General features: G+C 49.1%; 18 protein-coding genes. 5 read left to right on the top strand and 13 right to left on the bottom strand.

The features are described from left to right. A complete protein-coding gene (dcd, locus tag DYC63_RS09465; protein ID WP_115218995.1) occupies positions 1-567 on the top strand; it encodes a dCTP deaminase in 567 nt (188 codons plus the stop codon). A 2-nt stretch (positions 568-569) separates the two neighbouring features. Continuing rightward, complete coding sequence (locus DYC63_RS09460; RefSeq protein WP_115218994.1) at positions 570-1,661, top strand: endonuclease/exonuclease/phosphatase family protein; 1,092 nt, start codon at positions 570-572, stop codon at positions 1,659-1,661. Positions 1,662-1,708: 47 nt separating this feature from the next. On the opposite strand, the gene DYC63_RS13425 is transcribed toward DYC63_RS09460, so the two are convergent. From DYC63_RS13425 to DYC63_RS09440, 5 genes are all read right to left on the bottom strand, one after another. Continuing rightward, on the bottom strand, positions 1,709-1,837 hold the full coding sequence (locus DYC63_RS13425; RefSeq protein ID WP_281267774.1) for a hypothetical protein: 129 nt from the start codon (positions 1,835-1,837) through the stop codon (positions 1,709-1,711). A gap of 70 nt (positions 1,838-1,907) precedes the next feature. Then, complete coding sequence (locus tag DYC63_RS09455; RefSeq protein WP_115218993.1) at positions 1,908-2,780, bottom strand: DUF368 domain-containing protein; 873 nt, start codon at positions 2,778-2,780, stop codon at positions 1,908-1,910. Further along, positions 2,770-3,630 carry a hypothetical protein gene (locus tag DYC63_RS09450; RefSeq protein WP_112863912.1) on the bottom strand — a complete coding sequence of 287 codons (861 nt, stop codon included), beginning with the start codon at positions 3,628-3,630 and terminating at the stop codon, positions 2,770-2,772. Before DYC63_RS09450 ends, DYC63_RS09455 begins: the two co-directional genes overlap by 11 nt. Then, on the bottom strand, positions 3,630-4,895 hold the full coding sequence (locus DYC63_RS09445; RefSeq protein ID WP_281267773.1) for an HlyC/CorC family transporter: 1,266 nt from the start codon (positions 4,893-4,895) through the stop codon (positions 3,630-3,632). Before DYC63_RS09445 ends, DYC63_RS09450 begins: the two co-directional genes overlap by 1 nt. A 14-nt stretch (positions 4,896-4,909) precedes the next feature. Then, positions 4,910-5,704, bottom strand: coding sequence for a cytochrome C assembly family protein (locus DYC63_RS09440; RefSeq protein ID WP_115218991.1), 795 nt, complete (start codon positions 5,702-5,704; stop codon positions 4,910-4,912). Between the two features lie 117 nt (positions 5,705-5,821). Here DYC63_RS09440 and ffh point away from each other — a divergent pair, with 117 nt between their 5' ends. After that, positions 5,822-7,180 carry a signal recognition particle protein gene (gene ffh, locus DYC63_RS09435; RefSeq protein ID WP_115218990.1) on the top strand — a complete coding sequence of 453 codons (1,359 nt, stop codon included), beginning with the start codon at positions 5,822-5,824 and terminating at the stop codon, positions 7,178-7,180. 142 nt (positions 7,181-7,322) lie between these two features. Here the strand turns inward: ffh and DYC63_RS12975 are convergent, their stop codons facing one another. The 5 genes from DYC63_RS12975 to ribF form a co-directional block, all read right to left on the bottom strand. Next, a complete protein-coding gene (locus tag DYC63_RS12975) occupies positions 7,323-7,793 on the bottom strand; it encodes a restriction endonuclease (RefSeq protein WP_218564602.1) in 471 nt (156 codons plus the stop codon). Next, positions 7,736-8,254 carry a hypothetical protein gene (locus DYC63_RS12970; protein ID WP_218564601.1) on the bottom strand — a complete coding sequence of 173 codons (519 nt, stop codon included), beginning with the start codon at positions 8,252-8,254 and terminating at the stop codon, positions 7,736-7,738. Before DYC63_RS12970 ends, DYC63_RS12975 begins: the two co-directional genes overlap by 58 nt. Positions 8,255-8,612: 358 nt before the next feature. Continuing rightward, complete coding sequence (gene lspA / locus DYC63_RS09425; protein ID WP_115218989.1) at positions 8,613-9,092, bottom strand: signal peptidase II; 480 nt, start codon at positions 9,090-9,092, stop codon at positions 8,613-8,615. Continuing rightward, entirely contained in the window at positions 9,089-11,866 is a 2,778-nt protein-coding gene (gene ileS / locus DYC63_RS09420) for an isoleucine--tRNA ligase (RefSeq protein WP_115218988.1), read from the bottom strand. Before ileS ends, lspA begins: the two co-directional genes overlap by 4 nt. 2 nt (positions 11,867-11,868) lie before the next feature. Continuing rightward, positions 11,869-12,807, bottom strand: a complete 939-nt coding sequence (gene ribF, locus DYC63_RS09415) for a riboflavin biosynthesis protein RibF (protein WP_172459481.1) — start codon at positions 12,805-12,807, stop codon at positions 11,869-11,871. 145 nt (positions 12,808-12,952) lie between these two features. On the opposite strand from ribF, the gene DYC63_RS09410 reads away from it, so the two are divergent. Both DYC63_RS09410 and DYC63_RS09405 read left to right on the top strand, forming a co-directional pair. Further along, positions 12,953-14,368 (top strand): MBOAT family O-acyltransferase, encoded by a 1,416-nt coding sequence (locus DYC63_RS09410; RefSeq protein ID WP_115218986.1) that lies wholly within the window; start codon positions 12,953-12,955, stop codon positions 14,366-14,368. Beyond that, the gene (locus tag DYC63_RS09405) at positions 14,355-15,758 is read left to right on the top strand and encodes an SGNH/GDSL hydrolase family protein (protein WP_115218985.1); all 1,404 of its coding nucleotides are present in this window, start codon (positions 14,355-14,357) and stop codon (positions 15,756-15,758) included. The genes DYC63_RS09410 and DYC63_RS09405 overlap by 14 nt, the downstream gene beginning before the upstream one ends. A gap of 159 nt (positions 15,759-15,917) precedes the next feature. Here DYC63_RS09405 and DYC63_RS09400 read toward each other — a convergent pair whose 3' ends face one another. The 3 genes from DYC63_RS09400 to DYC63_RS09390 are packed head-to-tail and all read right to left on the bottom strand — an operon-like array spanning position 15,918 to position 22,801. Next, the gene (locus DYC63_RS09400) at positions 15,918-19,721 is read right to left on the bottom strand and encodes a UvrD-helicase domain-containing protein (RefSeq protein WP_115218984.1); all 3,804 of its coding nucleotides are present in this window, start codon (positions 19,719-19,721) and stop codon (positions 15,918-15,920) included. Next, a complete protein-coding gene (gene truD / locus DYC63_RS09395) occupies positions 19,714-20,721 on the bottom strand; it encodes a tRNA pseudouridine(13) synthase TruD (protein ID WP_115218983.1) in 1,008 nt (335 codons plus the stop codon). Before truD ends, DYC63_RS09400 begins: the two co-directional genes overlap by 8 nt. After that, positions 20,714-22,801, bottom strand: coding sequence for a 3-hydroxyacyl-CoA dehydrogenase NAD-binding domain-containing protein (locus DYC63_RS09390; protein WP_115218982.1), 2,088 nt, complete (start codon positions 22,799-22,801; stop codon positions 20,714-20,716). The genes truD and DYC63_RS09390 overlap by 8 nt, the downstream gene beginning before the upstream one ends. Positions 22,802-22,833 lie beyond the last annotated feature (32 nt).

Raw genomic sequence — 22,833 nt, 5'->3', positions numbered from 1 at the left:
ATGAGCATTAAAAACGACCGCTGGATACAGCGAATGGCAAAAGAACAAGGCATGATCGAGCCTTTCGAGCCGCAATTGATTTCTTCCCGCGAGAGCGAGCGCATCATTTCCTACGGTACATCCAGCTACGGCTATGACGTGCGCTGCGCCGACGAATTTAAAATCTTCACCAATATCAACTCCGCCGTTGTCGATCCCAAGCAATTCGATTCCAAAAGCTTTGTAGACGTAAAAAGCGATGTCTGCATCATTCCACCCAACAGCTTCGCCTTAGCACGCACGGTAGAATATTTCCGTATCCCACGCGACGTCTTGACCGTCTGCCTCGGCAAATCCACCTATGCGCGCTGCGGCATCATCGTCAACGTCACGCCGCTGGAACCCGAATGGGAAGGACATGTCACGCTGGAATTTTCCAATACCACCCCCTTGCCCGCCAAAATCTATGCCAATGAAGGCGTGGCGCAAATGCTCTTTTTCCAATCCGACGAAGTCTGCGCTACCTCATACCGCGACCGCAAAGGCAAATATCAGGGGCAAACCGGCGTCACTTTACCGCGAACCTAAACATGTATCTCTGCGCTCAAATTCTCTGTGCTTTGCTCGTTTTCATCAGCCTATGGGGACTGATTCCCTCCGACCGCTGGTGGATACGCGCGGCGGATTTTCCGCGCATTCAAAGCATCGCCATCGGCGGCAGCGCTTTTGCCGTCCTGCTCTGGCATTATTCCCAATGGGGAGGATGGCAATATGCCTTGGCTATAGGCAGTCTACTCGCTCTTAGCTATGAATCGGCAATGGTTCTGCCTTATACGCCGTTGTGGAAAAAACAAGTGCGCGGCGCAAAAGAAGAACTGCCTGATGCGCGCTTGAGTCTATTGGTTTCAAACGTATTAACGCCCAATCAGAACTACCAAGCCCTGCTGGCGCTGATTCAAGCGGAAAATCCCGACATCGTATTGACCTTAGAGAGCGACCATATTTGGCAAGAGCATTTGGACAGCTTGGACGCCGATTATCCGCACAGCGTCAAAGTACCCTTGGATAATCTCTACGGTATGCACCTTTATTCCAAATTGCCGCTGATAGAGCCGAGCGTGCAATATCTTGTCGTTGAAGATATTCCTTCCATTCACACCCGCATCCGCCTACGCAACGGCAAAATCGTTTGGCTCTACGGTCTGCACCCCATGCCGCCCAGTCCCACCGAAGCCGATAAATCCATCACGCGCGATGCCGAGCTTTTATTAGTCGGTAAATGTATTCGCGAACGCGATGAGGCGGCAATCTTATTCGGCGATTTGAACGATGTGGCATGGTCACGCACTACCCGCGCTTTCCGCCGCATTTCCGGCTTATTGGATCCGCGCATCGGGCGCTATTTCGTCAATACCTTCCATGCCAAACTGCCCTTTCTGCGTTGGGCATTGGATCATATCTTCCACAGCCCCTGCTTCAGTTTGGTCAAAATCCGCCGTCTACCCAAAATCGGTTCCGATCACTTTCCCGTGCTGACGATTTTGCAGTATGAAGCATCCGACAGCAGCATCCGCCAAGAACAAAGTGCCGAAGCGCCCGAACCCGTGCAGGGCGATATTCAAAATCTGCATGAAACCATTCAAGCAGGATTGATTGAAGGCAAAAAAATGGCGGCAGGTTAATCTGCCGCCCATAGAAACGGGAGCCTTCGCTCCCATTTTGATATTCTCTAGCTACTCAAATGCGGTTCGACAAAATCAATAATCGCGCAGATTTTATCTTGATCGTCCCAAGCATCGATTTTCTTTAAAATCTGCGCTTCGCTCAATTGCGTATTTTTCCGGCCAAACAATCCCATATCAGCTCCTTATGAAAAAATCTTCATAACAGCCTAGCATAACGTATTCAAAAGAAATTGGAATAAATTTTCAGCGATAACGTTTGCCCAGATATTCTAGAGTTAATACTGCGCCGGCGCCTAATGCGATAAAAAACAGCGGCACTATGCTTTGCATAAACCAACCTGCCTCGGCAGGCATATGCGCCCAAGGCTGTATTTTGACTAATGAGCCGATGATAAAGCCCGTCAATGCGGCTAAAGTGATGTCGTGATAATGGGCGAACAGGTATTTTAATATTTGCGCGAAGCTCAGCAGTCCGATGCAGGCACCACCGATAAATACGGCGATGACGGTGAGATTTTTATCATGTACCGCGCCAATCACAAATTCATAAGTCCCGAGCAGAACCAAAATAAAAGAGCCTGAAATACCGGGCAGAATCATGGCGCAAATTGCCAGCATGGCACAGAAAAAGAGGTAGGCAAGGGAAATATCGGCAGCAGCGGCAGGCGGCAGGTATACGATAATTAAGGCGGCAATGCAGGCTATCGCGGCAGTCATTATTTTTTTGGCATCCCAATGCGCAATGCTGCGGTATAAAAACCATATGCTTGATGCCACCAGTCCGAAGAAAAACGCCCAAATTATGACCGGCTGCTGCAACAGCAAATATTTAATGATGCCGGCTAAGAGAAAAATCGCCGACACGATACCTGCCAATAAGGCGCAGAGAAAATTGCCGTTGATCGTCCGCCATAGAGCGGCAAAGCCCTGTTTTTTCCACAGCTGCCACAGCTGCGGCTTAATGGCGGCGATGCTGCCGATCAATTCTTCGTAAATGCCGGCGATAAGGGCAATTGTGCCGCCCGATACGCCGGGAACGACGTCCGCCGCCCCCATCGCCATGCCTTTGAAATAAATCGCCGCATAATCACGCAAACGTCTTGTTTTATTTTCCATCGGAGAGTTCCTTTCTATCTGCTTCTGCAATTTGCTGCAAGAGTACCCAGCGCATGATGCGGCTCATTTCGCGTTCGTTATAATCCAAAAGCGCCAGATAAAAGGCTTTTTGAAAGCCGCAGCCGCCTTCGGCGATACTGCTGATGACTTCGCCTTCAAATTGCTGATTGAGTTGCGCCAATAATTGGCGGTATTGCCGCGCTGCACCGCGTTGTTCCAAATAGTTCATACGATGACGCGCATCCGCACTGCCGAAAGCGCTGAGCATCAAGGCTTGAATAAAACCGGCATTGCGCTGCATAAAATTCACTGAAGCCGCAATACCTGCTTGATTGTGTTCGCTAAAATCAATATGCCGGCAGTGATCGTCGGCAATCTCGCCTAAAGTATCCGCTTCATTGTAGCGGTAGCGGATATAGCGCATGACGCTGTCTAAAGAAGCATAGGGCAGTTCGCGCTGCCATTGCAGACGCAATTCATGCAGATATTGCATCCAAATTTTATTGTGCTGTGTCGCACTGTCGCTGTCGCGCGCTTGGGCATGGCGCACGTCTTGGACAAAGCTGTCGTAAATATGCGGTCGGTGGGCACGCATCACATCAACCAAGGGCATCTGCATGAGTTGGTAATTCAGGCGCGATTGCACATAGCCCTGATACAGCAGGGGTATGCACATGAGCAATAACAGGGATAAGACGATAGTGCTGATTTGCATGAAATGTTTTTCTTCCGGCAGACTTTGCATTTCATTGTCAGCATCAATATGTCTTAGGCGAAATAACCATACCGCACGCACAATGCTCCATGCCAAGAGCGGCATCAGAAGCATAAGCAATAGGATGAGCCACATTAATTATCTTCGTCCTCTGGCGGCAATAACTCGATTTCGCTTTGCTCGACAATGCCGTTGGCAAATGCCTTCACGCGCACGATACAGCCCTCTAACGCTACTTCCGTACCGACTTTGGGGAAATTGCCCAAGGTTTCGATAATCAAGCCCGATAAAGTATTCGGGCCGTCCAAAGGCAGACGCAGCCCTAATTCGCGGTTTAACACGCGCAGACTGATGCCGCCCTGTACATCATAGCGCTGCTCGCTAAGCGCCACGATTTCAGGCAGGGCTTCTTCTTCGGTTTCGCTGATATCGCCGACGATATGCGTCAGAATATCTTCTAAGGTAACCATGCCTTGAATATCGCCGTATTCGTCCACTACTAAGCCGGCGCGCTGTTTTTGCTGACGAAACAGCAGAAGCTGTTGGCGCAATAAGGTATGTTCAGGAATAAATACGCAGGGGCGCATAATTTCTGTAATTGCCTGCACATTAAAACGCTCGTCACGATATAAGGAAATAATGTCACACAGATGCAAAATACCTTCCACTTGATCTAAATGATCGCGATAGACCACCAAACGGCTATGCCGGGTTTGATGAATTTGCGCGCTGATATCCTCCCAACTGTCATTTAAATCGATGCCGACAATCTCCTGGCGCGGCACCATAACTTCATCCACCGTCGCATCTTCCAGCTCTAAAACGTTTATCAGCATATCTTGATCGCCGGAAGCACTGGGCGGCACGGCGGTCATAACGATGGTTTTCAGCTCCTCATTGGTCAGCAAGTCTTTGTTACTGCTTTGGCTGTCTATGCCGAAAGGTTTAAATAGCAGAGCAATAAGGCGGTTTAAGACCCAGACTAAGGGATAAAGCACGGCAACTAAAAACAGTAAAACGCGCGAAGCCGGCATGGCAATGCGTTCAGGCATAATCGCGGCAAATGTTTTAGGCGCGATTTCTGCAAAAATCAGTACGACAATCGTTAAACTAATCGTGGCAACCAATACGCCGTAATCGCCGAATAAGCGCAAGCCCAGTATCGTTCCTAAAGAAGTCGCCAAGATATTGACGAAATTATTGCCGAGCAAAATCGTACCTAAAAGACGGTCGGGGCTTTTCAGCAGTTTTTCGGCGCGTTTTGCCGCCGCATCGCCTTCTTCAACGCGGTGCTTCAGACGGTAGCGGTTTAAAGACATCATCGCCGTTTCAGAAGAAGAAAAGAATGCAGAACAGCATAAACATAAAAATAAGATGAAAAATAATAAACCAGTCGGCATACCTTCCACGATGTTTATCCTTTAGTGATAATAAATTGAAGAATCACATTGCTCACCACATAGCCGGTCAGCAGAATTCCATAAGCCGTTAAAGACCAATAAATCAATAAGGTACTGCGGCGGCGTTTCGCATAATAAGACCACAGCACCCAAGCGTAAACCGCGGCGGCACACATCGTCAGCACCGTTTTATGCCAAAGATGTTGAGCAAACAAATTATTCACGAACATCCAACCGCTGAGCAAAGCAAACATTAAAATAGCCCAGCCGATTAATGTGTAATACATGCTCAAGCGCTCCAAATACGCCAAAGCCGTCATCTTCAAATTGCGCAACTGCTTTTTCTTCAGGCGGTTGAAAAAATAAAGGTAAAGTACGCTGTGAATCAGGGCGATACTCAGCACCGTCCAGGCGGCGATTGAAAGCAAAATATGCCAAACCAAGCCTTCATTACTGGCATGAAGAAAAGGTTTACTGCTATGCAAGAGCGCGGAAATAAAGACTAATACGGCATTAATCAGGCTAATCATCACGCCGCCCAAAGCCATTTCAGGACGGCGAAGCCAGAAAAAGGACAGGCAAGACAGCGTCCAAGCGAAAATAGACACCACATTGAAAATCGAGAGATTGATCACCGCATTGCCGCCGGCAGAGACGGTTTTAATCAGCAGAAAAGCATGCAGTTGGCAGGCAAGGAATAATAATGCCATCGCCCATAAATAGCTGAATTTCGCTTTTGCACTGGCAAAAAAAGCTGTGCCGGTAATAAGATAAATGCTGATAACGAGTAAAGGCAGCCAGAGCTGCATAGTAAATCCTGATAATTGCGATACAACTGGTTATAATACACCAATGTTTTACGTAAAGGCATGGGCTTTGGCAAATTTCTTGCTCATTGCCTAGCAATTCTTAACAAAGGAAATCACATGTTTGAAAGTTTAAGCGAACGCCTGCAAGGGACGATTAAAAAACTGCGCGGACAAAGCCGTATCAGCGAAGAGAATATCAGCGATGCGCTGCGCGAAGTGCGCATGGCATTGATTGAAGCAGACGTAGCTTTGCCGGTAGTCAAAGACGTCGTCGAAAGCATAAAAACGGCCGCTGTCGGACAAGAAGTCAGCCAAAAATTATCCCCTGACCAAGCTTTTATTAAAATCGTTCAGGCAGAGCTTACCCGCATCATGGGCGAGGAAAACGCCACGCTAAATTTAGCTACCCAACCGCCGGCGGTTATTTTGATGGCGGGTCTGCAAGGTTCGGGCAAAACCACTTCCGCCGCAAAACTGGCGCGCCGCCTCATCAATGAGAAAAAGAAAGTCGCATTGGTCTCTGCCGACATTTACCGCCCCGCCGCAATTCAGCAATTAGCGACCCTTGCCGAGCAAGTGGGCGCAACCTTCGTGCCCTCCGAAACTTCCGAAAAAGCCACCGATATTGCCAAACGCGCCCTGTCTTTCGCCAAATTGCAGCAATTCGACGTATTGATTGTGGATACCGCCGGACGCCTGCACATTGACGACGAACTCATGGCGGAAATCAAAGCGATTCACAGCACGGTAAACCCGATTGAAACCCTGTTTGTGGTTGATGCCATGACCGGACAAGATGCCGCCAATACCGCCAAAGCTTTCCATGACGCCCTGCCGCTGACCGGCGTGGTGCTGACGAAAATTGACGGCGATGCACGCGGCGGTGCCGCCCTGTCTATCCGCCACATTACTGGCAAACCGATTAAATTCTTAGGCGTGGGCGAGAAAACCGAAGCCTTGGAAGCTTTCCACCCCGAACGTATCGCTTCGCGCATTTTGGGTATGGGCGACGTACTGAGTTTGATTGAAGACATCGAACACCAAGTCGATCAGCAAAAAGCGGAAAAATTGGCGCGCAAAATGGCGAAAGGCAAAGATTTCGACCTTGACGATTTCCGCGAACAATTGCACCAAATGCTCAATATCGACATGGATAAAATGTTGGAACGCATTCCCGGCATGAGCAAAATTCCGCAAGAAATTAAAAATCAGCATTTATCGCCGCAGAAAATCAAGCGTCAAGAAGCGATTATCTTATCCATGACCATGGAAGAACGCCGCAATCCCGACATTATCAAAGGTTCGCGCAAAAAACGCATTGCGGCAGGCTGCGGATTAGATGTGCCGGAAGTCAATCGTTTGCTCAAGCAATTCAAAGAAATGCAAACACAAATGAAAAAATTCCGCAGCGGCAAAATGGCGAAAATGCTGCAACGCCACGGACCGATGCAAATGGGCAAACTGCCGTTTAAATAATTGACGCTCTCATGCAAAAAAGCCTCTAGTAAAATCACTAGGGGCTTTTTTTAGTCTGAGAAGTGAAAAAATACAATTGAAGAAGTATTAAGGTATTAGCTCGTCTTGTACTAATCTCCACTTTTCCGACTATAGATAGTATTCAGCCTCTAAATTTAATTAATTGTGGCACCTCGATAATTCCTAAGCGTTCTTTTGTCGCTTGTGACAATTTATCTAAATTGCTATGAATCCAATCGACCAAATCGCTTCCTTCCATCGTATTAATTTGCATCTCTTCTGCTTTTTGTTTGGTAGTTTCGCTTAATGTAGCGGTTGTGATTAACCATTTCTGCACATTTGCTTCATCTTGGCTGTCATACTCAATCAATTGGTTTAAGCCATGCGATCCTGAAATTCCCGAATGATATTTCACTTGAATAAACAAATGCGACTCGTTAAAACGATCGATTTTTTCAGCTTTAATATCAATATCCGCCAGATCGGATGATTGATTTTTAGCTTGAATATTGGCGTTATATCCTTCAATTCTTAATAGCTCAACAATAAGGCGCTCTAATCCATTACCGCCGGCAGATAACCGAGTATTGCCTGATGCGATAGAATGAAGCAATTCTTGTTTAAATGCTTCTTTTTTGATTTCTTCTTGTTCCAAATAAGCGGAAGTGGCTTGATAAGTACTTTTTCTTTCAGAGAGATAATAATTTTTTCAATTTCTTCCCGAAAATCATGCAAACGCGCGATTGCTTTTCTGATTTTTAAGCGGCTGGACAAACCTTCGGAAAGATCGTTTCTGGGAATACGGATAATTTTACCCTCATCATTACAGAAAAAATCAACCGATACCTGATTGCAGGCATTAAGATTAGCAAATTCAGGCACAAATCGTTTGTTACCACTTACAATGCCAATGGCAATCGCGCGATATAAAGGCACTACAACAATATCGCCTACAGACAAATTAAAAAAATATCTGATACTGTTCGAATTTCTGCCGACATCTTTCAATGTTTTCAAAACCTCTTCGGCTGAAGCATGTTGAGAGAAATCCACCCTTCCCCAACCAACACCCACATAGCTTTGATTAAGTACTTTACTATCCGTTCTGACTAATAAAATTTGGATAACGCAATCTCCATCATAATTTATCGTTAAGTATTATAGTCAAAGATTTCAAAAAGAATTACAGTTTTGATTCACTTTGCCGTACTCCTATAACACTCGCAGCTTGATATTTTGTGTCACTTTTTCAGCTCTTCGACTATATTTTACATAATGTCCGCTTGATATAGACAAAGAATTGAAAAAGTATTCGACTATAAAAATTAAAATCAATACGCAGCAGTCAAAAGTAGCGCTATTACTTTTGCAATATCTATAAAAAACTTCCCTATTTACCCAAAGATAAATAGGGAATTTAAGCATTACGTATTCAGCTTAAGGCTCTGGTGCTGGAAAGCCAAGTGCGGATACCGGAGATAATGATTGCCGCCACGCCAATGGTGATGGCGACATCGGCGATATTGAAAATCGGCCAGTAATAGTCCTGATAATGCCATTGGATGAAATCCACCACATGACCGTAAACAAGACGGTCATGGGCATTGCCCAAAGCGCCGCCTAAAATGGAGGCATAGCCGAAACGCGAGAGACTGTCGAGGTTTTCTACCATTAGGACATACAGCAGCCATAGGGAAATGAGCACCGCCAAACCGATAAAAAACCATTGCTGCCAGCCGCCTTGATTGGCTAAGAAGCTAAAAGCCGCCCCTTTATTGAAGGCGAGGTGGAAATTCATATAGTCATTGACCTTGATGCTGTGCTGCGCAAGGCTGTCCAATGCCCATAATTTGCTGAAATAGTCTGCCGCAATCCATGCAGCGGCGATGATGAGGGAAAGGATTTGCTTCATAGGAATGCGCGGGTTTCGCCTGCACCGTCTACATTCTCAATGCAACGGCTGCATAAGGTCGGGTGTTCGCTGTGGCTGCCGACATCAGGCAGATAATGCCAACAGCGTTCGCATTTCTGCCCCTGCGCTTTTTGCACGCTGATGCTGCGCTGCGCCGCTTCTTGCAAATGCACTTGCGAAACAATCAGTCCGAAATGCAGTTCTTCGCCAAAGCGACTGATTACTTGGTATTGCTCGCTTGGCAAGGCGATATGCAATGCCGCTTCCAAGCCCGATTTAATCAAGCCTTCGTTGCGCACTTTTTCCAATTCCGCGTTGACTGCTTCGCGTAATTGCAGGAATTGCTGCCAGTCGCTTTCCGTGAACGGGCTGTCGCCCAAGCCTTGCAAGCCTTCGTAGAAGGTAGTGAGGAATACGGACTCGGCGCGTTCGCCGGGTAAGTGCTGCCAAATTTCTTCTGCCGTAAAAGAGAGAATCGGCGCAATCCAGCGCACCATCGCTTCAAGAATGTGGTAAATCGCTGTTTGAGCAGAACGACGTGCCGGCGTATTGGTGGCAACGGTGTATTGACGGTCTTTGATGACGTCTAAATAGAAACCGCCCATGCTGACCGAGCAGAAATTAAATAAGAGCTGGTAAATGGTGTGGAATTCGTAGCGTTCATAGAGGCTGATCAGTTTTTCCTGCAAATCCGCCGCCAATGCCACCGCATAGCGGTCGAGCGCTACCATGTCTTCAAAAGCGACTTGATGTTGTGCAGGATCGAAATCATGCAAATTGGCGAGCAAGAAGCGGCAGGTATTACGGATGCGGCGATAAGCCTCGGCGCGTTGTTTGAGGATATTGTCGCTAAGGCTGACTTCGGCGGAATAATCCGCTGACGAGACCCACAGACGCAAAATATCCGCGCCCATTTGCTTAATCACTTGGTTGGGATCAACCACATTGCCCAATGATTTACTCATTTTACGGCCTTGCTCATCGACCGTGAAGCCGTGCGTGAGCAGGCCTTTATACGGCGGACGCTGATGAATCGCCGCGCCGGTAAGTAAAGAAGAATGGAACCAGCCGCGATGCTGGTCGGAGCCTTCTAAATACAAATCTGCCGGTGAGCACAATTCGAGACGTTGCTCTAAAACGGTGTAGTGCGTAGTGCCGGAATCAAACCAAACGTCCAGCACATCATTGAGTTTTTCATAATGCGGAAGGTCTTCGGCGGGAATCAGTTCTTCCAAGGCTAAATCAAACCAAGCCTCAATGCCTGCTTCATCAATTTTAGCGGCGGCTTTTTCCATAATATTCAGAATGTCCGGATGCAGTTCATTGCTTTCTTTATGCACCACAAAACACATCGGCACGCCCCAATAGCGTTGGCGCGAGATGCACCAGTCCGGGCGTTTAGCAATCATATCCATCAAGCGCGGCTTGCCCCATTGCGGGGTAAATTCCACTTTGTCCAATCCCGCAAGGGCATCGTCGCGCAATCCGGCTTTTTCCATGCTGACGAACCATTGCGTAGTGGCACGAAAAATGGTCGGCGATTTATGTCGCCAGCAATGCGGATAGCTGTGCTTGATTTTGCTGAGATGTTGCAGACGGTTGTTTTCTTTCAGGGTATCAATAATTTGTCCGTCCGCCTTGCTGACATGCTGTCCCGCAACCAGTGGGGCATCGGAGGAAAATACGCCGTCCGCCATCACATAGCTGACAAAGGGCAATTCCGGATATTTTTTGCAGACTTCATAGTCGTCCGCACCATGCGCAGGAGCGGTATGCACGCAGCCGGTACCAGTATCCAAGCTGACGTAATCGCCGTTGATTAAGAGCGAATCGCGCTCAACGAAAGGATGCTGCAAACGCAGTTTTTCCAGCGCTTTGCCCGCAACCCGCGCATGCACCGTCCATTCGCTTTCCGATTGCCAGCGCGCTTTCAAACTGGGCAGCAATTCTTCCGCCACGATAAAGAAACGTCCTTCGGCTTCTACTAAGGCATAGCTGAATTCGGGATGGATGACGACCGCGACATTGGAAGGCAGCGTCCAAGGCGTGGTCGTCCAGATAATCACATCCACGGCATCGGTCTGCACTTGGCAATTCATGCGCTTGAGCAAATCCGCCACATCTTGCACGGCAAAGCGCACATCAATCGAATAGGATTCTTTGTCCTGATATTCGACTTCCGCCTCAGCTAAAGAAGAGCCGCAGTCAAAGCACCAATTAATCGGTTTAAAACCGCGCACGATATGCCCGTTTTTCACAATCTCGCGCAGGGCGCGCACAATGCCGCCTTCAGTTTTGAAATTCATGGTCAAATAGGGCTTATCCCAAAAACCGAACACGCCCATGCGGATAAAGCCCGCTTTTTGCAATTTCACCTGCTCCGCCGCATATTTGCGGCAGGCGGCGCGAAAGGTCGCAGCATCGACTTTCACGCCGGGTTTACCCAGTTGCTGTTCCACTTTCTGCTCAATCGGCAGACCGTGGCAGTCCCAACCCGGCACATAGGGGCTGTCAAAGCCCATAAAATGTCGCGATTTGGTAATGATATCTTTCAGGGTTTTATTTAAGGCATGTCCGACGTGAATTACGCCGTTAGCATAGGGAGGCCCGTCATGGAGAATGAATTTTTTACGTCCGGCAAAAGCTTCGCGTTGTTTTTCGTAAATACGGTTTTCTTGCCAGAATTTGAGCATTTCCGGCTCGCGTTCGGGCAAATTGCCGCGCATGGGAAAATCGGTTTGCGGAAGATTGAGCGTATGTTTGTAGTCTGCCATGTTTAGCCTTCGTTAAGTTGAGCGGCGATAAAAGCCTTTGCCGCATGAATATCTTGTTGGATTTGTTTTTGCAATGCGCCGCTGTCGGCAAATTTTTGCACCGGCCGCAGATAATGCCGGAATGCCACCTGCACGCTGTGTCCGTATAAATCCAATTGCGCCTCTAATAAATGCACTTCGAGCTTTCGTCTAGTGCTGGCGAAAGTCGGCGCGCCGCCGAGATTCGCCACCCCCCAATGCGCCTCTTGGGCATTGCAAACACGCATTTTTACCACATAGACCCCATCAGGTAAACACCAATGCGCCGGCACATGGATATTTGCCGTTCTGGCGGCTAATGCCCGTCCCCGTCCTTCGCCCGCGCGCACCCGCCCCGTAAAGGTCAATTCATGTCCCAGCAATGCCTGCGCCAATGCAAAATCATGCGCTTCCAATGCCGCGCGCACCGCCGAGCTGGATACGCGTTCGCCGTCGTGTTCAAACGTGTCGATGCTGTCGAGTTGATAATTCTGCGCGGCGGCAAAAGTGCTTAATAATTGCCAATCGCCGCTACCACGATAGCCGAAGCGAAAATCGTCGCCGACCAAGAGATAATGCGGACGCAGTTTTGTCTGCAAATAATCCCGCAAAAAATCCTCTGCACCGATGCGGCGGAAGCTGGGCGTAAACGGCACTAAAATCCAATCGCTGATACCGTAATGCGCCAACCAATAAGCGCGGTCGTGCAAAGTGCTCAATAAGGCAGGTGCTTTGCCCTGCACCACCGTACGCGGATGCGGATAAAAACTCATCGCCACCGCCGGCATGCTCTTGGCGGCACATACCGCCTGCAAACGCGCAATCATCGCCTGATGCCCGCGATGCACGCCGTCAAAATTGCCAATAATCAGACCGCAATCCTGCCCGAAGCGGAACTCGCTTGTCCAACGATGAATCTGCATTGCCTTGCCCATTGAAAAAAGAGGCGCATTATAGCGAATATCGACGGCAACTGCTTCATTTGCGCGGCAATTCTGCTATGATTTGCCGCCTCTTTCTCGCCAAGGACGGACGATGTTTGCCCACCGCTTAGGAAATTAAGCCCTTATGCCGATTCTCTCGATTGAATTTGCGCTGTTTTTTCTCGCCTTTTTTCTGCTCTATTGGGCGGTTGCCGGCTTTGTGTCCGTGCAAAATCTGCTCTTGCTCGCCGCCGGCTTGGCATGGCTTTATTGGCTGCATCCTTGGTTTTTGCTGGCATTATGTCTCTACACCCTCATCATTCATGTGATTGCGCAAAATATGGTATTCAGCCTTAGCGCGCAGGCAAGGCGGGCTTGGCTGATCAGCGGCATTGCGGCGGCAACGGCAATCTTGCTCTTTTTCAAATACATCGATTTTCTCCGCCCGCTGGTTTATGCCGGCACACAGTGGGAAATCATGGACATCTTGATGCCGCTGGGCTTGTCTTACTATGTTTTTCAATCGATTGCCTATCTCGGTGCGGCATACAAACGCCGCATTCCCGCCCTGCGTTTTCACGAACTCTGTCTGCATTTCGGCTTTTTCCCCACTATTACCGCCGGACCTATTTTTCGTGCCTCGCGCTTTAAAAGCATCGGCGGTATGCAGGCAGGTGCGGCGGTGCAATTGCTTGAACCGCGGCGCTTATTATTCCCTGCCCTTGCCATCAGCCTAATTCTGCTCGGCATTCTCAAATCTTGGGTACTGTCCGCGCACATCGACAGCCATTTCGTCGCACCGATGTTTGACAATCCGCAGCAATATTCCGCCGCCGCTCTGCTCGCTGCCGTGTACGGCTACAGCATCCAGCTCTTTTTCAATTTCTCGGGCTATAGCGATTTGGTCATCGGCATGGCATTATTACTCGGCTTTCGTCTGCCGCAGAATTTTGCCGCTCCCTTTTACGCCGTCAATATCCGCGATTTTTGGAACCGCTGGCACATCTCGCTCTCGACGTGGATACGCGATTATCTCTACATTCCCCTCGGCGGCAGTCGACAAGGCTTTACGCGCGCGCAACTTAATCTCCTTATCGCCTTCGGCTTATCCGGCATTTGGCACGGCAGTGGCTGGTGCTTTTTTCTCTGGGGCATTTTGCATGCCCTTGCCCTGATTAGCCTGAATATTAAAGAGCTTTTCTTCGGCAAAATCCGCCGCCGCGCCTATTGGCAGAAACTGCTCGGCATCGTCCTGACCTTTAATTTCATCAGCTTCAGCTTTATTCTCTTTGCCGTACCCAGCCTCGGCGAAGCCAGCGATTTTCTGCGTGCCTTGCTGAATAATCCCAATTCCGGCCATGCAGCCGAATGGCTGTGGATTGCCGCCGTCTATGTCGGCATTTTGCTCTATCCGCTGTGGGCATGGTGCCTGCAAAGCATCATCGCCCTATTTAAGCGCCTGCCGCCGTGGCTGTGGTTCGCGCCGATTGCGCTGGCGCTGCAAGCCATGATTTATTTTGCTCCTGAGGGCATACCGGGATTTCTATATGCCAATTTCTAAATCTCGCCTCGGCGGACTGTATTTGAGCTTGAGCATCACTGCCGCCGCTGTCTTATGGTTTAACCAAGACTCTGTCGAAACCTATTGGCAGCAGCAATATCATCAAGCCAGCCCCTTTGCCGCATTACGACAATATGAGTGGTGGACGGCAGGCGCGCAATGGCGGCACAGGCTTTTTGCCCAAGAAGAAAACGCTACAATTTTTGCGGAAAGCAACGAAACCACCGCAGAAGACAACTTGATTCCGCCGCTCTTAGCCCCTGCTGCCGATAACAACGGGCACGCAGCAATCGAACTTGCGGAAACCTCATCGGAAAACCTTAATCCGCCAAGCGCATTAAGCCTAGAAAGTCTCGGCGAAGAAAATTCGCTTGAAAAACCTATAACAGAAACGAATCATCCGCTAGAAGACACCGCCACGCTAACCTTGGAAAGCCTAAGCGAAGAAAATTCGCTTGAAAAACCTATAGCAGAAACGAATCATCCGCTAGAAGACACCGCCACGCTAACCTTGGAAAGCCTAAGCGAAGAAAACACATCTGACATTCCGATAACAGAAATAAGCCAAGCACCGGAAAACGCCGCCACGCTAACCTTGGAAAGTCTGAACGAAGAAAGCAGATTGGAAAACCCGATAGCGGAAACGCAGCCAGCAGACGAAACTATCGCTGCACAAAATATCGCGCCTGAACCCGACAGCAACCCTAGCCTAGAAAGCGAAGCGCCGCCTAATCTTCCCGCGCATACCGCCGCCGGTAATGACAAAATCCTGCTCGACGCCGGCGACCACGTCTTATTTATCGGCGATTCCATGATGCAAAGTTTTGCACCGCATATGCAAAAATGGCTGAAAAACGAGCACCATATCAATTCCAATAATCTCGGACGCCACAGTACAGGGCTAAGCAATCAGCAGTATTACGACTGGCCTCTGGAAGCGGAAAAACGCATCGCCGCAACCCCGCAACTCAAATTGGTCGTCGTCATGATGGGTGCTAACGACCCTTGGAATATCGAAACCGCCTCAAAACGGGTGTTGAATTTTAAAAGCCCCGAATGGGCGGCGGAATACGGCGCACGCGCCTTGCGCATTGTGGCGGCGGCAAAACGCCAAGGCGCGGAAGTCATCTGGATTGGGCTGCCGCATATGCGCCTTGCCAAATATAATCCCAAAATCCGCTTTCTTGACGACACCCTTGCCCAACATTTGGCAGGACAGGTCATTTATATCCGCAGCCATGAATTGCTTGATGGCGGCAGCGGCAAATACCGCGACAGCATCGAAAAAGACGGCAAACTGATCCGCGTCCGCCACAAAGACGGCATTCATCTCAATGCTGTCGGAGAATTGCTGATTTTAGAGGAAGTAAAAAAATATATTTCTTTTTAGTCTTGAATTTACAATCCAAGTGCAAAATGTGATTCAGCAAGCAGAAGTCATCGCGCAAGATTTGGCATTATCAGAAAGCGAGGCTTAATCTATAGTCTCTTAACTTCAAAATGAGATTATTCTAAGCGCTTCTCCTGACAAAATGTGTATCTCTAAGTCTCATTTTGAAGTTAAGGTACTATAAGTCCTCTCTTCTTCTTGTCGCAGCAGCGCGTCAAATTTAAATAAAATCTCCAGCGGCACAAAGACTCGCAGGTGTCCGTCGCTGTCGGCACCCAAGCCGCAGCCGCGCACAAAAAAGTATTCCACATCGCCGAGATGCTGCTGCGCCTGATAATCGGGCAGGCGTTTGCCGAGCCAGCGGTGCAAGGCGGTTTGGTAAATCAAGGCTTGCAGCCAGTAATGGTGTTCATCCATTGCCCTTTCCAAGGCGTTTTGCTCATAGTCCTGCGCTTTATTGCCGAGATGGTTGGATTTGTAATCCAGCACGTAATAACGCCCCTCATGTTCATAGCAGAGATCGATTTCACCGCGCAGAAAGCCGATTAAGCTGCGCTGATCTTTCAGGCGCATATTTTTGCCCCATTCTTCAAATAAGGCATTGATTTTGTCAAAGGGCATCGGGCGCTGCGCATTCACACCCAAGACAAATTTCATTTCATTGGCACGGCGATTCAGCGGAATTTGGGCAAGGCTGCTGCCGCTAATGAGGTTTGATTGAGTGATTGTTTCAAACCATTGCCGCAATGCCTGCCGCGTGCGTTTTTCTTCTTCTGCCTCTTGTGCGGGATAAAGAGATGATTTTAATTGCGAGAAGAGCGTATCGTAATTGCTAAAGTCTTCTGCTTTCAGTCTTTCCAAGAAGCTGTGCAAAAAGCTTCCTGCCCGTGCGCCGCGCGGAAAGTCAAGCTGAAAATTTACGTTCTCTGCTATGTCGCTTATTGTCTGTTCATCAAAAATAAAATCCGGCAGTTCTACGTTACCTGCTTGCAGCGGCGTATCAAAATCGCGCGTCAGCGCCGTAAAGCTGCTTTTATGCCAGCCTTCAAATCTAAGTTTAGACGGCTGGGCTATGTTTTGCTCGGCGGCGGTCGTGTTTGCTGCTACCGTATCTTCAGCGCTTTTAAGCGGCGTATGATCTTGGCGCAATGCCTTAATCAGATCATTTGCTTCAAGCGGTTCTTTTAAAAGTCGGATGCTATCGCTATTTTCCAATTCAAAGGGTTTTAAATGTTCCAGCGGCGGAAAGGCGTATTTATCCTTACCTTTTTTGATACCGAAAAAGAGCAAATCCGAGGGGCGGGTCAGCGCCACATATAATAAGCGCGCCAATTCTTCGTTGTGTTCATGCTCGAGGGTTTCTGTGCGCGCTTCGTCTTTCGGCAGCACGGACAGGCAAGCCTCTCCTTTATCATTATGATAAATATAAATATTATCCTGTTCATTTCTAATGCCGCCTAATGCGCTAATCACCACAGGCGCTTCCAAGCCTTTGGCGGAATGAATGGTCATCAGGCGCAGAGCATTGTCAGCGGATAAGGGACTGGCTTTCGCCCATTCATTAGTCGGCGGATTGCTAAGCGCTTGCTGCCACCAATGCAGGAATTGCGCCGGCGGCATTTTGCTGCCGCGATCAGCGATAATTTGCTGAATTTTGCGTAAATCCAGCAAATAGCGTTCGCAAAAAGGTGAGGCAAAGCCGGCAAGATGTTCCCAAATGCTGCGCCCTGCCAGAAACTTTTCGCTTAGTAGGCCTTGCAAGGCGGCAAGGGGCTGCTGCCTCTGCCATTTTTCATTTGCTTTTTGCAGGGCTTCGCTTAGCCGCTCTATCGTCAACATCTGCTTATCCGCAGGGATTTCTCCGGCGCTAATGGCTTGTAAGCGTGCCAAATCGTTCTGATTTTGGCTGAATAAGATGCCGGATAAGAGGCGCCGCAATAGCGGTAGATCTCGCGGCTGATCGATAGCTTGGAGCAATATGCCGATTTCCTGTGCCATTTCATCGGCAAAGATAGAGGCGGATTCTCCAAATTTTACCTCAACACCTTGCATTTGAAAGGTTTTTTGTAATTTGCTTAACTTGTCATTACCGCGCAAAAGAATCAATATGTCCTGTAAGCGAATGGGGCGCAAAACGCCGTTTTCTTTCAAGGCATAGGGGCTATGCTCGCTGCTTAATAATTGCACCAAGGCGATGATTTGCGCCTGTTCTTGTTCGGCGGAATCGAAGGCATAGAAATGAATGCTTTGTGTGATTGCGCTGCCATCAGCTTTGACGATGCGCCGCACTTCTTCGGCGCCGCTGCTCATATGCTCATAATGGATATCTTCGGCTAATTTTTTGCTGTTTTCGTTTTGTCCGTAAAGATCGTTCAAGCCGTCAATCAGGGGCTTGGAGGAGCGGAAGCTCTCGCTGAGCGTATAGCGTTGCGAAGCGGCAAAATGTTCGCGCAGGCGCAGGTAATTATTCACATCACCGCCGCGAAAGCGGTAAATTGCCTGCTTGGGATCGCCGACCAGCAGCAAAAAGCCTGTGGGCGGAAAATGGCGCAGATGCAATTGCTCCAACAATTGAGCTTGGGCGGCATTGAGGTCTTGGCTTTCATCAACCAAGATGACTGGATAGCGGTGGCTGATATAGCGTGCCAATACGCTGCCCTGCTCGCCTGCTAAGGCGCGGTTCAAACGCGCTAATTTTTCGCTGAAGGTAATTTGCGCGCTGCGTTCTAAATAATCGGGAAAGGTTTGGCGCACATATTGCAGGGCGCTGAAGCGGTAAAGTATGTCATAGTTTTCTCGATATTTTTTTTCTTCATGAATGTGCACGCGTGCAAGCGTTTTAATGGTTTGTGCTACAGGGCTTTTCAAAGCGGCTGCAACATTTTGCATGGCTTCTTTAGGCCTTTTCTTAGCAAAAGAAAGCGTATCGTCTGAAAATAGCAGAAGAAAATCGATTGCCGCAGCACTTAAAGCTTCTTCGCTACGCAATTGTGCGCATAATGCGGCGATGTCGTAATCCAAAATAGGAACATAATCATTCAAGATAAAGCCCTGTGCCACAATCTCTTTCTGCCAATGGCGGGCAAAGGCGACAATCTCTTCCTCGCTAATACCCCGTAAGGCTTCTAAGGCGGCCGAATAAGACGGATCGGCGCGCAAATCGGCACGCTGACGCTCTATAGCGGCAATTTCCGCCGCCGTATTCGGTAAAGGTTCAAGATTTAAATCGGCAAAATTCTGTTTTTCCTTAATTTGCTCAATCAATTTTTTATAACTGTATTGATTTGCTTGCTTGCTGCGCCACCAGATAAATGCCTCTTCGCTCATATCATGGAATTCGCGGCGCAGATGCTGATGGACCAATTCGGTGATTTTCTCTTCTTCTTCCGTTCCTTCGAGCAAATCAAGTCGGGCATCGCTGCCGGTTTCAAGGGAGAATTCATGCAGCCAGCGCTGGCATAGTCCGTCTAAGGTGCCGATGTAGAGTTCGTCGATGCTTTGGCTGCACAGGTCGCAACGTTGCAATAGAGCAATCAAAGCATCTAAGCCTTGTTCTGCGGCATGGGTCAATAAATGGCAATTAATCTTGTCTTGTGCTGCCGCTTGTAGGGCTGGTTCATCACTTTCCTGCCAATCTTGCAATAATTTTTCTATGCGTGTCTTTAAGCCTGCGTCATCAGCAAAAACCTCAGGGTTTTTCTGATAGATTTCTGGCAATTGCTTGGCGAGCAGCAAAAAGCTGTCAAAACGCGCCTGTACGCGGCGGCGCATTTCTGCGGCGGCTTTGCGCGTAAAGGTGGTGGCGATGATTTCGCGCGGCTCTCTTGTGCCGACGGGGCTGTCTTCCAGCAATAGGCGCAGCAAAATGCCGGTCAGGGTCCATGTTTTGCCGGTGCCGGCTGAGGCTTCAATCAAGGCTTTGTCTGCTAAGGGAATGGCAGTGGCAGGTGTGGAATTAGTCATGCGAGATGTCCTCCGCTTCTTGATAGTCAGGCAGCAAATGGGCGATTAAGGCGGTAGCAAAAGCGCCGCTTGGCAAAAGGAAACTGAGCGTTAATGTCTGCGCATCTTGCCATTGCCATTGCAGTTGCTGCGGCAATACGCGCAAAGCCCGCCAATCGCCCTGCATATATTGGCATAAATATCGGTTTTCCTTTTCCCAATCGGCAAGGGCTTGGGCGGCAATTGCAGCGGCTTGTGTCTGCAAAACGATCTCGCTTTTGCCCGGCAAATAGCCCGCAGGAGAAAGATCGCCGCTTGCCGTTCGCGCGATTAAGTCTTCATCCAATTGCTCAACGGCAAAATGGCTGTGGCTACCGCTGAGCATAGCGCGATCACCCGCGATGAGACGGTGCCAAGAATGATTCGCCACTCTTGCCGCCAATTGCGCATTAAATAAGGCGGCACGCAGGGTAGATAAAACGCGGCTGCGCTCTTCGGGCTTTTTCGGCAAGACGCCTCTGGCCACCCATTGCTGCGCTTGGGCAAGATTATTGCTGCCAAAGCGTTGTTCGCCGAAGTAATTGGGAAATCCCTGCGCTTGAATTGTCGCCAGTTGTTCTTCAATTGCCATGCGACGTTCGGCAGCAATGCGGCGGATGATAATGCGGAAGAAATTTTCGCGATGACTGCCGATGCGCAATTTGCGGCTGTGCACCTGTTTGTCGATAATCCGCCAGTATTCGCTCTCAAGCCTTTGTTCTTCAGGCAAACTGGCGACGTATTTCAGCGGCAGGCTCAGCCATTGGCGGGTAATGGCGCGGCGGTCTTTGAGTCCGCTGTGTCCGATGTCTTTCTGCGGACAGCCGCTTAGGCGCGCGATTTGGCGTTTGAGGTAGACAGTATTCATGCCGCTTTTTTCAATCAGCAGCCATAGATGTTCGCCGCTGCCCTCAAGGGGAAAATGCAGGCGTTCTTCCACATAAAAATCAGCAGGACTTTGTTTGATGATGGGCTTAGTCATGGACGGTATTGTTGAGATAGCGGAAAAAAAGTGCGTTTTCACTCTGTAAAAAATGCCGCAGCGATAAGACTTGTTGCTGATCTTCCGCTGCTAAAAGCGCAATCAGTTCGCGGTAACGCTGTGGATCAGGACTGCTTGCGCTGCGCCTCAGATGCCATTCAAGGTCTTCGGCATTGGGTTTATACAGAGGATAGCGCATGGCACGACAGCTCTCGCTCTCAATCCAAGCATCTGCCATTTTGCGGCTCATGCGCGCCAATTGGCTGCGGTTCATCACGTAGCGGTCATGGCTGCGTAATAAGCCCATATTGCGTGCACCATGTATGCTGTGAATACCGCCGCCATGCAAGAGTTTGTCAATCACGGTCGCCGTCTGCAGACGCGATAATTCCGGACTTAGCTGCGGTAAACGGCGCAGCCATTCAAACCAAATACCGCCGATGCCGGTTAAGCCCTGTGCAAAAGTGGTCAATTGCCAGCTTAAATCGGCTTCGCTAATCACGCGGTCGGCTTGCAGCATCAAAGCCATACCGGCGTCTAATATCACGCCGCCGCCGGAGAAAATCACAAAACGCGGATGCATGCGCAATGCCATAATACAGTCTTGTAAAAGATTGATATTTTGCGAAAAATCAATTTGTTCTGCGGCTTGCTGCCAGTTTTTCGTAATACCGAATTGGCTGCCGTGATGATAAATCATCAGGGCATGATGGGCGCGGCGGGCATGTTCTATGGCTTGCCGCAATTCGCTTAATAAGGCGCTGTTAATATCGACGATTTCCGCCTGCGGCTGCCAAATCAGTATGTCGCCGCGATATAGATATTGGCGGCTCAGCTTGCTTTCATTGAGCAGAGAAGCGGCATGTGTGAATTCGTCGCCGGCATAAATCGGCGTGCTGCTGCGCGCACGCCGCCGCCAATGCGTACTCAGCGGATAAGATAATTCGCTTTGCTGATGCAAGGTGGTTTCATACACCTTTTTAGGCTCGAATTCCTGCAATAATTGCCAAGGCATAAAACCCCAACCCAAGCCGTCGTATAACAGATTATCCAATGCTTTGCCGCTTAAGCCGCTGTTTTGGCTGCTATGGGCTAAGAATTGCCAGCAGTCACGCAGATAACGGCAAATAAAAACGGCGCAAGGGTGCTGATGTTGCTGAAGCCCCGCCCAATCGCGGGCATTCCACAATTGCTGCAGCTCCGCAGGGAGATTTTTTTGCAGGATACGCGAGGAAAACAAGGCCATCGGTTTGTCTAATGCGCTGTCCCACTGCAATAAAGAACCGAATTTTTCTATCAAAGCTTGATCAAGGCGCCGATAGGCGGCCCGACTGCCGGATAAACCGACAATATGCTGTAAAAAATAATAAATACCGCCTTGATGCTGAAATAATAAGGCGGTCGCCGCTTCTCTTTGAATGGCGCTCAGCGATTTGCTATGGGCAAAAGCCGAGCAAAGCATAAATAACCATAAGGGCAAAAAGCTGAAATTTGCCTGATCTTCGACAAGATACGGCTTTAATCCAACCGTATTTTTGAGAAATTGCTCGAATTTTTCAACCAGTCTTTCTTCGCTGCGCGCAGTCGGTACCAACTCTACCAAGCGTTGCAGGCGCGGAAAAGCGCTAAAACGCGCTCCCATAAAATGCGGACGCATACCGGCAGGTAAGACAGCGCCTAATTCAGATACCGGCTCACCTTGGCTCAGCGATACGATTAAGGCGCTGCGCGAAAAATGCGGCGCCAAACGCGTCAGCCATGTTTGTTTGGCCGCCTGCGGCAAATCATAGGCTTCGATAATGAGATCATGCTCGTTTAATTGCCGTCCATGCTGTGCAAAATCGCAGGGACTAATCAAACTGGCGGCTTCAATGCCGGAGAGCGGCGACGGGTCTAATTGGAATAAACGCTCGATAGCGGCTTCTGCCGGCGACAATTCTCCGTCCTGTTCTGCCGCCACATCATAGAGTTTGACGCGTAAGCCGGCATTCGCTAAAACCGCGGCAATCTGTATGCCCGAATCGCCGCTGCCAAGCACTGCCGGCTGTTGGAAGGAATGCCTGCTGTTGGCAGAAAGCATCTCTTATCTCCTGCAATAGCAAATAAGAGAGG

The sequence above is a fragment of the Suttonella indologenes genome (genome assembly GCF_900460215.1).
GTDB classification, from domain to species: domain Bacteria; phylum Pseudomonadota; class Gammaproteobacteria; order Cardiobacteriales; family Cardiobacteriaceae; genus Suttonella; species Suttonella indologenes.
This window is presented reverse-complemented; position numbering and strand designations above follow the sequence as displayed.